The organism is Rhizobium viscosum (assembly GCF_014873945.1).
GTDB lineage: Bacteria > Pseudomonadota > Alphaproteobacteria > Rhizobiales > Rhizobiaceae > Rhizobium > Rhizobium viscosum.
In genome coordinates, this window is the sequence record NZ_JADBEC010000002.1 from 1752974 (window position 1) to 1766849 (window position 13876).

Annotated in this window: 12 protein-coding genes; 2 read left to right on the top strand and 10 right to left on the bottom strand. The window is 63.4% G+C overall.

Translation table 11 applies throughout. The features are described 5' to 3' along the window. Positions 1-18 precede the first annotated feature (18 nt). The 4 genes from H4W29_RS28935 to H4W29_RS28950 all read right to left on the bottom strand — a co-directional run bounded on the left by H4W29_RS28935 (position 19) and on the right by H4W29_RS28950 (position 4886). Positions 19-1629, bottom strand: a complete 1611-nt coding sequence (locus tag H4W29_RS28935; RefSeq protein ID WP_192732215.1) for an ABC transporter substrate-binding protein — start codon at positions 1627-1629, stop codon at positions 19-21. Between the two features lie 75 nt (positions 1630-1704). Continuing rightward, positions 1705-2418, bottom strand: coding sequence for an HAD-IA family hydrolase (locus H4W29_RS28940; RefSeq protein ID WP_192732216.1), 714 nt, complete (start codon positions 2416-2418; stop codon positions 1705-1707). 240 nt (positions 2419-2658) lie between these two features. Continuing rightward, positions 2659-4035, bottom strand: a complete 1377-nt coding sequence (locus H4W29_RS28945; RefSeq protein WP_192732217.1) for an aspartate aminotransferase family protein — start codon at positions 4033-4035, stop codon at positions 2659-2661. Between the two features lie 14 nt (positions 4036-4049). After that, positions 4050-4886, bottom strand: coding sequence for a GNAT family N-acetyltransferase (locus H4W29_RS28950; protein WP_192732218.1), 837 nt, complete (start codon positions 4884-4886; stop codon positions 4050-4052). A gap of 317 nt (positions 4887-5203) precedes the next feature. Between H4W29_RS28950 and H4W29_RS28955 the strand changes: the two genes are divergently transcribed. Together H4W29_RS28955 and H4W29_RS28960 are read left to right on the top strand one after the other, a co-directional pair. Next, complete coding sequence (locus H4W29_RS28955; protein ID WP_192732219.1) at positions 5204-5872, top strand: haloacid dehalogenase type II; 669 nt, start codon at positions 5204-5206, stop codon at positions 5870-5872. Positions 5873-5884: 12 nt separating this feature from the next. Continuing rightward, positions 5885-7159, top strand: a complete 1275-nt coding sequence (locus H4W29_RS28960) for an NAD(P)/FAD-dependent oxidoreductase (protein ID WP_192732220.1) — start codon at positions 5885-5887, stop codon at positions 7157-7159. A gap of 81 nt (positions 7160-7240) precedes the next feature. On the opposite strand, the gene H4W29_RS28965 is transcribed toward H4W29_RS28960, so the two are convergent. The 6 genes from H4W29_RS28965 to argE all read right to left on the bottom strand — a co-directional run bounded on the left by H4W29_RS28965 (position 7241) and on the right by argE (position 13859). Continuing rightward, positions 7241-8698 (bottom strand): NAD-dependent succinate-semialdehyde dehydrogenase, encoded by a 1458-nt coding sequence (locus tag H4W29_RS28965; RefSeq protein ID WP_192732221.1) that lies wholly within the window; start codon positions 8696-8698, stop codon positions 7241-7243. A gap of 22 nt (positions 8699-8720) precedes the next feature. Next, positions 8721-9761, bottom strand: coding sequence for a tartrate dehydrogenase (locus H4W29_RS28970; RefSeq protein WP_192732222.1), 1041 nt, complete (start codon positions 9759-9761; stop codon positions 8721-8723). Positions 9762-9774: 13 nt separating this feature from the next. After that, a complete protein-coding gene (locus H4W29_RS28975; protein WP_192732223.1) occupies positions 9775-11238 on the bottom strand; it encodes an aldehyde dehydrogenase family protein in 1464 nt (487 codons plus the stop codon). A 159-nt stretch (positions 11239-11397) separates the two neighbouring features. After that, a complete protein-coding gene (locus H4W29_RS28980) occupies positions 11398-11754 on the bottom strand; it encodes a cupin domain-containing protein (protein ID WP_183800654.1) in 357 nt (118 codons plus the stop codon). A 27-nt stretch (positions 11755-11781) separates the two neighbouring features. Further along, a complete protein-coding gene (locus tag H4W29_RS28985; protein WP_192732224.1) occupies positions 11782-12705 on the bottom strand; it encodes a 2-hydroxyacid dehydrogenase in 924 nt (307 codons plus the stop codon). A 29-nt stretch (positions 12706-12734) separates the two neighbouring features. Next, on the bottom strand, positions 12735-13859 hold the full coding sequence (gene argE, locus H4W29_RS28990; protein ID WP_192732225.1) for an acetylornithine deacetylase: 1125 nt from the start codon (positions 13857-13859) through the stop codon (positions 12735-12737). Positions 13860-13876 lie beyond the last annotated feature (17 nt).

Genomic DNA, 13876 nt, shown 5'->3' on the forward strand with positions numbered 1-13876 from the left:
GCCCCCGGCATGTGCCGATCAGCCTTCCAGCCAGATATATTCCGGGAAGGAGTAGCCCATCATGCCGCCGAGCGGGTTGGTCTCGAGTCCCTTGATCTTGGAGGACACCGCATCGACGTTGGAGAGGTAAGCCGGAATGATGGTGCCGGCTTCTTCCGACACCATGACCTGCATCTCGTTGTAGATCTCGCGGCGCTTGGCCTGGTCGAGCGAGCCGCGCGCTTCGAGCAGCATCCGGTCGAATTTTTCCGACTTGTATTGGCTCTCGTTCCATGGCGCATCGGATGCATAGAGGAGCGAGAACAGGATGTCAGGTGTCGGCCGCGGATTGATATTGCCGAAATGGATTGGCGCCTTGAGCCAGTAGTTGTCCCAATAGCCGTCGGACGGTACACGCTGCACGTCGAACTTCATGCCGATTTCTGCGCCGGCGGCCTGGACAATCATGGCCATGTCGATTGCCGAATTCGCTGCATCGGACGCGATCACCGGGATCGACTGACCGAGAAGGCCGGCTTTCTCGAAGAGGAACTTTGCTTTTTCGGGATCGAACGCTTTCGGTTTCAGGTCTGCATTGTAATAGAAGTTGGACGGTGAGATCGGCTGATCATTTCCGATCTCGGCAAGCCCGCGCAAGGCCGATTTTTGAATCTGCTCGCGATTGATCAGATACTTCATACCTTCCACGAAGCCCCTCTTGTCGCCGGGCGCTGTGTCCAGGCGGATATTCAGGTTCGTGTAATTGCCGGCGGTCGTCTTATTGAGGAAGAATCCTTCCTTGCCATCCACGAGGCGCACGGAGCGTGGATTGATGGCGGCGGCGAGATGGATGTCGCCCGAGAGCAATGCATTGACGCGGGCGTTGTCCTCGGCGATCGCGAAGAATTCGAACGAGTCAACGTTCGGATGGTTAGGCTTCCAATAATTCTTGTTCTTCAGGCCGACCGAGCGAACACCGGGCTCGAAGACCTCGCGGACGAAAGCGCCGGTACCGTTGCCCTTGGAGAAGTCGGTCGTGCCGTCGGCGACGATCATGAAATGGTGCATGCCGAGGATCATCGGCAGGTCGGCATTCGCGTTTTCCAGCGTGATCTCGACCGTCAATTTGTCGACGGCCTTGAAACCGGTCATCTGCTTGGCGATCTTGGCGACCTTTGAGCCGACCGCCGGGTCGAGATGACGCTTCATCGAGAAGACGACGTCGTCGGCCGTAAGCGGCTTGCCGTCGTGGAAGGTGACGCCGCTGCGCAGCTTGATCGTCCAGACCTTTGCGTCCTTGCTTTCGACCGACTCGGCGAGCTCCATTCGCGGCGTGCCATCGGACTGGATATAGGTGAGGCGATTGTAGAATGCGCAGCAGCGCACATAGTCGGTCGAAAGCGAAGCTTTCGCCGGGTCGAGCGTGTCGGCCGTCGAGGACGACCAGCCGGCCGCCTTGAGGGCGCCGCCGGCAACGGGCGTGGCCGCTACCGCCTGCGAGGCGCGGCCGAGGATGAGGCCGCCCGCAGACATGGCGACGCCGCCGGCCAGCATCAGTTGAAGAAGTTCGCGACGGGTCGCGCCGCGGCGGATGGCGTTTTCGATCATTGCGTCGTCCGACGCGGTCCAGTTGTTGATTTTATCGCTCATGTCATTCCCCTTTTGTCGTCCGGTTGGGGGCTGCCCGTCTTTGCGAGCTTGGCCCGAGGTTGCATTGCTTTGAGATCAATTTCGCGCAGCGGCCACCGCTTCGGCGAGGCCGGCCATCGAGGTGAAGTGATAGTCGGGCTCGGTGAATTCGGCCGGCTCGATGGTGCCGCCATATCCCTTCTGCGCATGGCGGCGCTCGATCCAGCAATTGGTCATGCCGAGCGCGCGCGAGATGCCGATGTCATGATATTGGCTCTGCGCCACGTGCAGAATATCACTTTTGGATGCGCCTTCGCCGGCCACGAAATCGAAGACGCTCTCGAAGAAAGCCGGATCCGGCTTTTCCGTTCCGGTATCGTCGGCCGTGAAAACGGCATGGAACGGGTTGCCGAGCTCGGCGGAGAAATGGTCGAAGGCCCAGCTCCGGGCATTGGTCATGGCGATCAGCCGGTAGTCGCGGGCAAGCCGCGCCATGGCCGCCGCGCTGTCGGGAAATGCCTTCCATGTCCTGGCGGAATCGCGCAGCCGTTCGCCATAGACCTTCTCGACGGGCAGGCCGAGATCGGGCGCGATGACGAGATAAACGCGCACGAGATCGTCGGGGAAGAGGATAGCATCCTCGTTGTAGCGGGCGGCGCGATAAAGCGTCAGCGCCTGCTCGCCGTCGATAGTCACACCCGCCTCGGCGGCGATCTCCTGGAGGCAGGACTTCAGGCCGCTCTCGAAATCGATCAAGGTCCCGACGACGTCGAAACTCATATATTTGAATTCAGGCAGAGACTTCGTCATGTCGTGTCCCCAGTGTCGGGCGCAGGCCGCTTCAGCCGCGGCCGCTTCGCAAAAATCTATCTCGTTCCCAAGCCCGGTTTTCCCGGGTTTCTTATGATGAGCCCCCTATTTTAAAGGGGCGCTTGGCTTCTGCTCATCTGGAGTTTGGCACCTTCTCGGCACGGATTGCGCCGAATAGGCGCCGTGATGCGGCACAAAATTCTGAATATCGGCATCCCGCAGTATTTCCTCGGTCGAGGTTCAATCCCTCAGCGCCCGCCTGACGTCGGGGTCCTCCAATGTCTGGTCGAGCGTCTTGGCGGTCCGTTCCAGGATCGCGTCGATATCGGCATCGGTGCAGCAGAGCGGCGGGGCATAGCCGATAACGCCGTTGGCGAAGGCGCGGATCACCAGGCCGTTCTCCCAGGCGCGGTCGAAAATGCGCCGCGCGGGCTGCGCTTCGGCGGGAAGCGGCGTGCGGGCCGTCTTGTCGGTCACGAGTTCGATTGCCGCCAGCATGCCGCGTCCGCGCACATCGCCGACCAGAGGATGGTCCTTCAACGCCTCGAGCCCCGCCATCAGCCGGGCGCCGGCCTTGACACCGTTCTCCAGCAGGCCGTTCTCGTAGAGCTTCAGCACCTCGAGGGCGACGGCGGCGCTGACCGGATGGGCGGAATAAGTATAGCCGTGACCGATCGCCGAAGCGCCAGCGCCCTCGGCGATCACCTGATAGACATGGTCGGCCATGAAGACGGCACCCATCGGCACATAGCCCGATGTCAGCCCCTTGGCTGTCGTCATGAAATCGGGAACGACCTCCTCCTGCGAGCAGGCAAAGAGCGGTCCGGTGCGGCCGAAGCCGGTGATCACCTCATCAGCGACAAAGAGAATATCGAGCTCGCGGCAGAGGTCGCGCATAGCCTTGAGCCAGCCGTTCGGCGGAACGATGACGCCGCCGGAGCCCTGGATCGGCTCGGCATAGAATGCGGCGACGCGATCCGCGCCGATCGCCTCGACCTTGGCCCGCAAAGCGGCAAGCGATGCCGCGATGATCGCCTGCGGATCGTCGCCGGCCGGATTGCGGTAAGGATAGGGCGACGGAATCTTATGCTGCCAGTCGAAAGGAATGCCGAAGCCGTCATGGAAGACGGGCAGCGCGGTCAGGCCCGCACCGACCGTCGAGGAGCCGTGATAGCCCTGCTCGATCGAGATGAACTGGTCGCGCTGCGGCTTTCCGCGCGCGTTCCAGTAGTAGCGGATGAAGCGGACCGTGCTGTCGACGGCGTCGGAGCCGCCGAGCGTGAAATAGATGTGGCTCAGATCTCCGGGCGCCCGCTCGGCAAGCTCGGCGGCAAGGCGGATGGCCGGTTCCGAACCCAAGCCGAAATAGGCCGTCGCATAAGGCAGTTCGCGCATCTGGCGCGTCGCCGCCGCGACGATCGACTCGTGACCATAGCCGGCATTGACGCACCAGAGGCCGGCAAAGCCGTCGATCAGTTGGCGGCCGTAAGCATCGGTGACCGTCGCGCCCTTGGCGGAGGCGAGAACCCGCACGCCCTGCGCTTCATGGCCGCGATAAGAGGCAACCGGATGAACGAGATGAGCGCGGTCGAGCTCGATGAGGGAATTTCTGTACATGAACGTCTCCTGCCTCAGCCGAGGGCCTGATTGACGAGTGCGAAAGTGGCGGCGGCCGGATAGGCGGCGCGCGGGGTTAGCGGCTTTGCCATGGCGATGCCGCCGCCGACATGGGCGAGGCCTTGCGCGGCGAGCCAGGGGGCAAGCCCGGTATCGGAAGTCGTGTCGATACGCAAAAACCGTCCGGGGCGGCGGGCGATGAAATGCGCGGCGAGAGCCTTGGCGTCATCGAGGCCGCCGGCAACGACAGGACCGATGACTTCGCCGCGGCCGAAAGCGCGCAGCACGGCAAAGCCGCAGATGCGACCGCCGCGGCGCATTACCGCGACGTCGCCGATTTTGGCGAGATAGGCGATCAATCGCCTGCGATCGGCGCCGAAGGCGCAACGGTCGAGTTCGATGATTGCATCGATGTCGGCGCCGGTCGCGGCTTCCGTTCCCGGCAAAGCAGCGACCTCTCCCGCAACGCCCTGATACTGCAGGATCGTGCCCGTCTGCGCAAAGCCGAGTTTTTCATAAAGCGGCAACCCCTCTTTCGTCGCGACCAAGCGGAGAGGCCGGCTGCCGGCGGTCTCCAATGCGGCATCCATCAGCCTGCGGCCGACGCCGCGTCCACGCATCGCCGCGTCGACGATCACCATGTTGATGGTGGCGCAGTCGGCCGCGTACATGGTCGTCAGCGCTGTTCCGACGACGCGGCCCGCTTCGATCGCAACCACACCTTCGCTGAGAGCAAGCGCCATCTGCCAGTCTTCCAGCCGGTGCGGCCAGCCCGCCTGCCGGGAGAGGGAGACCGCCGCTTCCAGGTGTTCGGGGCCGAAGGCCGCAAGGTCGATCTGACTTGTCTGCATTGGGATGTCCTTCATCTCTTGCCGGCAAGTGTGATGCAGTATCGACCGGCAGATTGTCTGAAGGCCACGATCCCGGCAGTATCTTATAGCGTTGGTCGGACGCTCCGCCGCATCTTATGCTGGCAGGCGCGCATGCTTCGCAAATCCCTCGGCCGAAACGAACAGCCGCGGCGGCGGCCATGCGCAACCTTCTGCCAAAGCCGGCTCAGGATACGAAACATTCTGCTTTGCCGGTCCGGATTTCAGTCGAGCGGACGTCCGCACCGCGGCCTATGATGAGGGCAGACGAAACAACTGGAAACGCTCAGGATACCGTCATGGCTCACTTCCGTCCGAAATACATTACCTTCGATTGCTACGGCACGCTGACCAACTTTCAAATGGCGGAAGCGGCCCGCGATCTCTATGGCGAACAGCTCGACGAGGCGCGCATGGTGGAGTTCATCAAGAACTTCGCAGCCTATCGCCTCGACGAAATCCTCGGCGACTGGAAGCCCTATAAAGAAGTGGTGCACAATTCTCTCGAACGGGCCTGCAAGCGCAACGGCATAATATTCCGCGAGGAAGCCGCGCGCATGGTCTATGAGCGCGTGCCGACCTGGGGGCCGCATGCCGACGTCCCGGCCGGTCTTTCGAAGGTTGCCAAGGAAATTCCGCTGGTAATCCTGTCCAACGCAATGAACGTGCAGATCATGTCGAACGTAGAGAAACTCGGAGCGCCGTTCTATGCGGTCTATACCGCAGAGCAGGCCAATGCCTACAAGCCGCGCTTCCAGGCCTTCGAATACATGTTCGACATGCTGGGCTGCGGCCCCGAAGACATCCTCCATTGCTCCTCGTCCTTCCGCTACGACCTGATGTCGGCCCATGATCTCGGGATCAAGAACAAGGTCTGGGTCAATCGTGGCCACGAGCCTGCCAACCCCTATTACGGCTATGTCGAGATTCCCGATATTTCGGGTCTGCCCGGCGTCGTTGGGCTTTGAGGACGCGAGGCGATGAAGCTTCAATCCTACTGGCACGATACCGCTCCGGCTTTCGCCAATGCGGCGCAGGGGCCTGTCGAAGGTCACTATGACGTCGCGGTCATCGGCGCCGGCTTTACGGGGCTTGCCGCGGCGCGCCAGCTCGCCAAGGCGGGTGCGCGCGCCATCGTGCTGGAGGCTGAGAGGGTCGGCTGGGGAGCATCCGGGCGCAATGGCGGCCATCTCAACAACGGCCTTGCCCACAGCTTCATCGGCGCCAAGGCCGAACTCGGCAAGGAGCGCGCCATCGCGCTCTACCAGGCACTCGACGCCTCGATCGACACGATCGAGGCGATCGTCGCCGAGGAGGAGATCGACTGCAATTTCCGCCGCGCCGGGAAACTCAAGCTCGCCTCCAAGCCACAGCATTTCGATGCGATCGCCCGCAATTTCGAGGCTGTTCACGCCGAAGTGGATCCCGAGACGGCCCTGCTGTCGGCAAGCGAACTGAAAAACGAGGTCGGCGCGACCTTTCATGGCGCGATGCTGTCGAAGAAAAGCGCCATGATGCATATGGGGCGCTATGTCGTCGGGCTGGCGGAAGCGGCCGGACGCCATGGCGCGATCATCGTTGAAAACGCTGCTGTCACCGACCATCGCCGGGCGGATGGCAGACATGTGCTGAAGACCGCCAAGGGCGTCGTGACGGCGGATCAGGTGCTGATCGCAACGGGCGCCTATACGACGCCCAACTTCGGCTATTTCCGCCGCCGCATCATCCCGGTCGGCAGCTTCATCATCGCAACCCGGCCGCTGACGCAAGCGGAGATCGCGGCGACCATGCCCGGCAACCGCACCTGCGTGAACTCGATGAATATCGGCAATTACTGGCGGCTGGCACCCGACAACCGGCTGATCTTCGGGGGCAGGGCACGCTTCTCCGCCGCCTCGGATCAGCGCTCCGATGCCAAAAGCGGCGCGATCCTGCGCGAGAGCCTCAGCCGCATCTTTCCGCAGCTTGCCGATGTCGAGATCGATTATTGCTGGGGCGGGCTGGTCGACATGACCAAGGACCGCTACCCCCGCGCCGGATATCAGGACGGAGCCTGGTTTGCGATGGGCTATTCCGGCCATGGGGCGCAGCTCTCAACCCATCTCGGCATGATGATCGCCGACGCGATCCTCGGCCGCCCGGACCATAATCCATTGAAGGGTCTGGAATGGCCGGCGGTGCCCGGTCATTTCGGCAAGCCGTGGTTCCTGCCGCTGGTGGGACTCTATTACAAGATGCTCGACAAGGTTCAGTAAGCCGGCTGTATCTTTTTCCTCCCAGGCAGATAGAGGGGTTGTGTTGGCAACCCCTCTATCTGTTTTATCGGCAGGAACCGGTCAGGCGAGGCCGCCGATGTGGAAGGATTTCATTTCGAGATATTCCTCGATGCCGGCCTGCGCGCCTTCGCGGCCGAGCCCCGACTGCTTGACGCCGCCGAAGGGGGCGACCTCGGTCGAGATGGCGCCGGTGTTGAGGCCCACCATGCCGAATTCGAGCGCTTCGCCGACCCGCCAGGCGCGCTTGAGGCTTTCCGTATAGAAATAGGCGGCAAGGCCGTAGGGCGTGCCGTTGGCTGCGGCGAGCGCCTCTTCCTCGGTCTCGAAGCGGAAGAGCGGCGCGACGGGACCGAAGGTCTCCTCGCTGGCAAGCTGCATCTCGGTGGTCGCGCCGGTCAGGACCATGGGGGCTGTATATTGCCGGCCGGCCGGCAGCTCCGCTCTTCTGGTGACGATCGTCGCGCCTTTGGCCAGCGCATCATCGATGTGGCGGTTGATCTTGGCGACCGCCGCCTCGTTGATCATAGGCCCGATCGCCACGCCTGTTTCCGTTCCCGGACCGACCTTCATCCTGTCGACACGGGCCGCGAGCTTCTCGGCAAAGGCGTCATAGACGCCGGCCTGGACGAGAATGCGGTTGGCGCAGACGCAGGTCTGGCCGCCATTGCGGAATTTCGAGGCGATCGCGCCCTCGACAGCGGCATCGAGATCTGCATCGTCGAAGACAATGAACGGCGCGTTGCCGCCGAGTTCCAGGGAAAGTCGCTTCACGCTGTCCGCGGCACCCCGCATCAACAGCGAGCCGACGCGGGTCGAGCCGGTGAAGGAGATCTTGCGGACCGCCTCGTTGGCCATGATCTCGTTGCCGATCCCGGTCGGCATGCCGGTGACGATGTTGATCACGCCGGCCGGAATGCCGGCTTTTTCAGCAAGCCAGCCGATGGCGAGCGCCGAAAACGGCGTGAATTCCGAGGGCTTGATGACGACGGTGCAGCCGGCGGCGAGTGCGGGCGCCACCTTGCGGGCGATCATCGCATTCGGAAAGTTCCAGGGCGTGATGATGCCGCAGACGCCGACCGGCTCCTTCAGCACCACAATACGGCGGTCCGCCGTCGGCGAGGGGATCGTGTGGCCGCCGATTCGGCGGGCTTCCTCAGCAAACCATTTGACGAAGGAGGCGCCATAGCGGATCTCGCCGCGCGCCTCGTCGAGCGGCTTGCCCTGTTCCGTGGTCAGGATCAGCGCCAGATCCTCGATATGGTCGATCATCAGCGCGTGCCAGGTTTCCAGCAGCGCGGCGCGCTCGGCATGGGTCTTTTTCTTCCATGGACCATAGGCCGCCTCGGCGGCTTCGATCGCGGCGCGCGTTTCGGCGGCTCCCATGTCGGGCACCGTGCCGATGACCGTTTGCGTGGCCGGATCGGTGACCTCGACGCTATTGCCGGATGCGGCGGCAATCCATTTTCCGCCGATGAGCGCCTGTTGCCGGAAGAGGCCGGTTTCCTTCAAGTTCTGCATCTGTCTATCCCCGATGAAGATGTTACAACTGAGCGAGAATGGAGGCGGTGATCGCCTCGGTTCTGTCCTTGCCCTGGATCGTGCCGATGCCGCAGGCGGTGGTCCATTCGATCGCCTTGATGATGGCGCCGGCGGCGGCTCTCTCGCCGAGGTGATCGAGCATCATGGCGCCGGACCAGATGGCGGCGATCGGATTGGCGATGCCGAGATGGGCGATGTCGGGCGCCGATCCATGTACGGGTTCGAACATCGACGGCGCGCTGCGATCGGGATTGATATTGGCGGAGGCGGCAAAGCCGAGCCCGCCCTGGATAGCGGCGCCGAGGTCGGTCAGGATATCGCCGAAGAGATTGGAGGCGACGACCACATCGAGGCTTTCCGGCGCCATCACCATGCGCGCCGCCATGGCATCGATGTGATAGCTCGTGACCTCGACATCGGCATATTCATCGGCGAGCTTACGGGTGATCTCGTCCCAGAAGACCATCGAAAATTTCTGGGCGTTCGACTTCGTCACCGAGGCGAGCTTGCCGCGGCGGGCGCGCGCCTGTTCGAATGCGAAGCGCAGGATGCGTTCGACGCCCGTCCGGGTGAAGATCGATGTCTCGACGGCGACCTCGTCCGCCGTGCCCTGATGGACGCGGCCGCCGGCGCCGGAATATTCGCCCTCGGTGTTTTCGCGGATGCAGAGGATATCGAAGCCTGCCGATCTCAGCGGACCCTGCACACCGGGCAGCAGCCGATGCGGGCGGATATTGGCATATTGCACGAAGCTCTTGCGGATCGGCAGCAAAAGGCCATGCAGCGATACCGAATCCGGCACCTCCGCCGGCCAGCCGACTGCGCCGAGCAGAATGGCGTCGAAACCGCGCAGCGTCTCGATGCCATCGGCCGGCATCATCGCGCCGGTCTCTTTGTAGAAGGCGCAGGACCAGGGGAATTCCTTACCGTCAAGCATGAAGCCCGCCTTGTCGGCTGCCTTCTGCAGCACCGACCAGGCGGCTGCGGTGACATCGCGTCCGATGCCGTCGCCGGGAATAAGAGCGATCCGATAGTTTGTCATGGCGATATCCTCCTCAAAGGCTGATCAAGACGCTCTTGCTCTTGCGGTTGGCGTGATAGGCCTCGCGGCCGAGATCCTTGCCGATGCCCGACTGCTTGTAGCCGCCGGTCGGCAGGATATGATCGCGCGAGCGGTTGTATCGGTTGACCCAGACCGTTCCGGCCTGCAGACGGCGGGTGAGCCGGATTGCCCGGGAAAGGTCCCGGGTGAAGAGCCCGGCGGCAAGGCCGTAGGTCGGATGGTCGGCAAGTGCAAGCGCCTCCTCCTCGTCCCGGAAGGTCTGGAGCGTCAGCACGGGACCGAAAATCTCTTCGGTGATGGCGGGTGAGTTCCGGTCGATCCCGGCGATCAGGGTCGGCCTGTAGAAATAGCCGGGACCCTCCATCGGCATGCCGCCGGCCAGGCATTCGCCGCCGGCTTCGACAGCCGCCGAGACGATCGAATGGATGCGATCCTGCTGCCTGTCGGAAATGATCGGCGAATATTGCGCCGCGCCATCCCAGGTCGGGGCGGCAGCCACGATCTTCATGCGGGCGACGATCGCCTCGACGAGCGGGGCGGCCGCAGTTTCCTCGACGATGAGGCGGGAGCCGGCCACGCAGGCCTGGCCGGCATTGCTCATGATGCCGGCGGCAATCGCAGCCGCCGTCTTGCCGAGATCCGCATCGGCGAAAACGAGCTGCGGGCTCTTGCCGCCAAGCTCCAGCGTCATCGGCTTGATGCCGGTGCGGGCGATGTTTTCCATGATCGCCGAACCCGCGCGCGTCGAGCCGGTGAAGCTGACCTTGCTGATGTCAGGATGTCCAGTAATCGCCGTGCCGGTGACAGGGCCGTCACCCAGTACGACATTGATCAGGCCGACAGGCAGGCCGGCGCGAAGCGCGAGTTCGGCAAGGCGGATGGTCGAAAAGGGCGTGATCTCGGACGGCTTCAGAACCACGGCATTGCCGGCGGCGAGCGCCGGGCCGAGCTTCCAAGCCGCCATCGATACCGGAAAATTCCACGGTGTGATCGCGCCGACCACGCCATAGGGCTCGGTCATGATCATGCCGAGATTGCCGTCGTCGGTCGGCACCAGATCGCTGCCTTCCTTGTCGGCAAACTCGGCGAAGAAGCGGATCTGTTCGGCTGATACCGCGATGTCGCCTTCCACCAGATGGCCGACGGGACGGGTCGATGACAGCGCCTCCAGCCTTGCGAGCTCGGGCGCTTCCTGCTCGATCAGATCGGCCCATCGATGCAGCACCTTCAGGCGCTCACGCGGGCGAATGCCGCCCCAGTTGCTGTCCTTCAGCGCGGCCTTTGCGGATTGAACGGCATGGTCGACCAGGTCCTCGCCGGCGACAGGGCAATCGGCATAGGCCTTGCCGTCGGACGGGCGGCGCATGGGAATGACGCCCTCGGCCGGTATGAGGCGATCTCCAATGAGATGGCCGATGGGAAGGGAAATTCTGTCGGGATCGAAACTTAGGGTCATGGCAATACCTCGGATCACTGAAACGAGGCTAGCCGAACGGCCGAAGTAGCTTGATCCGATGATGGCGGGGAGGGCAGCGGAAAAACCCGTTCTGCCGCCGCCCGGCAGCTTATTGTTTTGCGTCCCGATGCATGGCGACATCGGAACGCGGAAGCCCTCTCACGCCATGACGGTGACGTAGATCTTGCGGACCGTCTCGATGGTCTTCCAAACGCCGACGAAACCGGGCTTCATGACGAAGCTGTCCCCCGCCTCGTAGACCACGGGATCGCCGCCTTCGGGCGTCAGTTCGACGACGCCAGACAGGATGTGGCAGAATTCGAAGGTCTCGCCCTTGATCGAGCGCGTGACGCCGGGCGTGGCTTCCCAGACACCGGTATGGATCATCTCGCCGCGGGCAATATCCTGCGCCCAGGTCTTGAACTGAGGGTCGCCGGAGATCAGCCGCTCGGGCAGCGGCACGTTTTCGCGCGGCGCAAAGGAAGGGTTGGGATCGATGGTCTTGAGAAGTGGCATGGAGTTTTCCTTTCGAGGTTGGACATGTCAGTAGCCGCGACGGCGGTCGATGAGGCCGACCGGATCGGATCCGGCGCGCATCCGCTTGATGTTTTCGGCAACGGCGCGGGCGGCGGTCTGGGGCTGAGTGACGCTCGCCACATGGGGCGTCAGCAAGATGCGCGGATGGCCCCAGAAGGCGTGGTCCGCCGGCAGCGGTTCCGGATCGGTGACGTCGATCACCGCGCCGGAGAGATGGCCGCTGTCCAAAGCCGCAATCAGGGCTTCATGATCGAGCTGCGGCCCGCGGCCGGTATGAACGAGCGCCGCGCCCTGCGGCAGGCGGCTGAAAAGATCGGCATTGAGAAAGCCGCGGGTCTCATCGGTGAGCGGCAGAAGGCAGACCAGAATATCGCTCTCGGCAAGCATGGCCTCGAGGCCGGCATCTCCCGCGTGGCAGCTCACGCCTTCAAGTTCATGGTGTGATCGGCTCCAGCCCGACAGGGGAAAACCGAAAGGCTTCAGCCGCTCGAGCACGGCCCGACCGAGCACGCCGAGGCCGAGCACGCCGATGCGGCGCTCCGAGGCCTGTAGCTGCGGCAGAGCCTGCCAGAGCCGGTCGCGCTGCTGGCCGATATAGGCGGGCAGGTTGCGGTGAAGCACCAGCGCGGCAAGCGTCACATATTCCTGCATCATCCGTACGATACCGTCCTCGACCATGCGCACCACCTTCACGTGATCCGGCACCTCGGCGATCTGGAACTGGTCGACTCCGGCGCCGATGGAAAACAGCACTTCGAGATTGCGGTAACGAGAGAGGTCGGACGGGACCGTCCAGGTGATCAGGTAGCGCACCGCCTCGGGGTCGACGGTCGCGGGGTCCATCGAAAAATCCAGATCCGGCAGTTCGCGCGCGAAGATCTCCTGGAAAATTGCGCCGCGGCGGGCATCGGAATTGAAGAGAAAGGTCATCGGCGTTGATCCTTTAAGTCTTGCCGCAGTCAGGCGCGGCAGCGGGCGGCAAGCGCCTCGACCATCGCCTGGCAGGCGGCGAGTTCGCTCGTCAGAATGAACTCATCGGGCTTGTGGGCGCGGGCGATATCGCCAGGACCGCAGATGATCGCATCCACGCCCGCGCGCTGGTAGAGGCCGGCTTCGGTACCGTAGCTGACGGCGGCGAGCGGCGCTTTGCCGGTCAATTCCCGGAGGAGACCGGCAAGCGGTGCGGTGGGCGCAAGCGAGAGAGCCGGATAGGCGCTGAGGATTTCCCATTCGACGGCAAAACCGCGTGCCTTCTGGGCTTCCGCCGCGTTGCGCACGAGAGCAAGCGGAGAGACGGGATCGATGCCGGAGATTGCGCGTGCCTCCACTTCCAGCGTGCAGACCTCGGGAATGATGTTGACGGCTTGGCCGCCGCTGATCGTTCCGGCCTGCAGGGAGGAATAGGAAGGCTCGAATGCGCCGTCGAACGGCCCTTGCATCAGATCCTCCGCCGTTGAAATTGCCGCATTCAGCACGTCCGCCATGGCATGCACCGCGTTGAGACCGAGATCGGGCCGGGAGGAATGGCCGGAGCGGCCCTTGATGATGATGCGCGCGGCGGCCTTGCCCTTGTGGGCGAGGATCGCCTGCATGCCGCTCGGTTCCCCGATGATCGCGCCGAGCGGCGGCGCGCAGAGTTCGGGCAGCCGGGCGAGCAGGTGAGGCACACCACGGCAGCCTGCCTCCTCATCATAGGAAAAGGCGAGATGGACGGGGCGGGCAAGCGGGCTCGCCGTCAGCGTCGGCACGGCGGCGAGGACGGCAGCCAGAAATCCCTTCATGTCGGAAGTGCCGCGGCCGTAAAGTCGCTCTCCTTCGGTTCTCAGCACGAAGGGGTCGGCGCTCCAGCCGGCTTCGTTGGCGGGGACGACATCCATATGGCCGGAAAGGATGTAGCCCGGCCTGTCGGAAGGGCCGATAGTCGCAAAGAGATTGGCCCGATCGCCTTCGTGGCCCGGAAGAATATGAGCTTCGACCGCGAAGGAGCGGAGATAGGCATCGATCCAAGAGACGATCGCGCCATTGGGCGTGCCGACGATGGAGGGAAAGTCGATGAGCTTGCGGAGGATCTCGACTACTTGCATGAGCATCCTATTGCAGG

Excerpts from the sequence above, each read along its gene's own strand:
- H4W29_RS28965 (WP_192732221.1), bottom strand. The coding sequence starts at position 8,698 with ATGCAGAACTTGAAGGAAACCGGCCTCTTCCGGCAACAGGCGCTCATC.
- H4W29_RS28940 (WP_192732216.1), bottom strand. The coding sequence starts at position 2,418 with ATGACGAAGTCTCTGCCTGAATTCAAATATATGAGTTTCGACGTCGTC.
- H4W29_RS28970 (WP_192732222.1), bottom strand. The coding sequence starts at position 9,761 with ATGACAAACTATCGGATCGCTCTTATTCCCGGCGACGGCATCGGACGC.
- H4W29_RS28985 (WP_192732224.1), bottom strand. The coding sequence starts at position 12,705 with ATGACCTTTCTCTTCAATTCCGATGCCCGCCGCGGCGCAATTTTCCAG.
- H4W29_RS28980 (WP_183800654.1), bottom strand. The coding sequence starts at position 11,754 with ATGCCACTTCTCAAGACCATCGATCCCAACCCTTCCTTTGCGCCGCGC.
- H4W29_RS28950 (WP_192732218.1), bottom strand. The coding sequence starts at position 4,886 with ATGCAGACAAGTCAGATCGACCTTGCGGCCTTCGGCCCCGAACACCTG.
- H4W29_RS28945 (WP_192732217.1), bottom strand. The coding sequence starts at position 4,035 with ATGTACAGAAATTCCCTCATCGAGCTCGACCGCGCTCATCTCGTTCAT.
- argE (WP_192732225.1), bottom strand. The coding sequence starts at position 13,859 with ATGCAAGTAGTCGAGATCCTCCGCAAGCTCATCGACTTTCCCTCCATC.
- H4W29_RS28955 (WP_192732219.1), top strand. The coding sequence starts at position 5,204 with ATGGCTCACTTCCGTCCGAAATACATTACCTTCGATTGCTACGGCACG.
- H4W29_RS28960 (WP_192732220.1), top strand. The coding sequence starts at position 5,885 with ATGAAGCTTCAATCCTACTGGCACGATACCGCTCCGGCTTTCGCCAAT.
- H4W29_RS28935 (WP_192732215.1), bottom strand. The coding sequence starts at position 1,629 with ATGAGCGATAAAATCAACAACTGGACCGCGTCGGACGACGCAATGATC.
- H4W29_RS28975 (WP_192732223.1), bottom strand. The coding sequence starts at position 11,238 with ATGACCCTAAGTTTCGATCCCGACAGAATTTCCCTTCCCATCGGCCAT.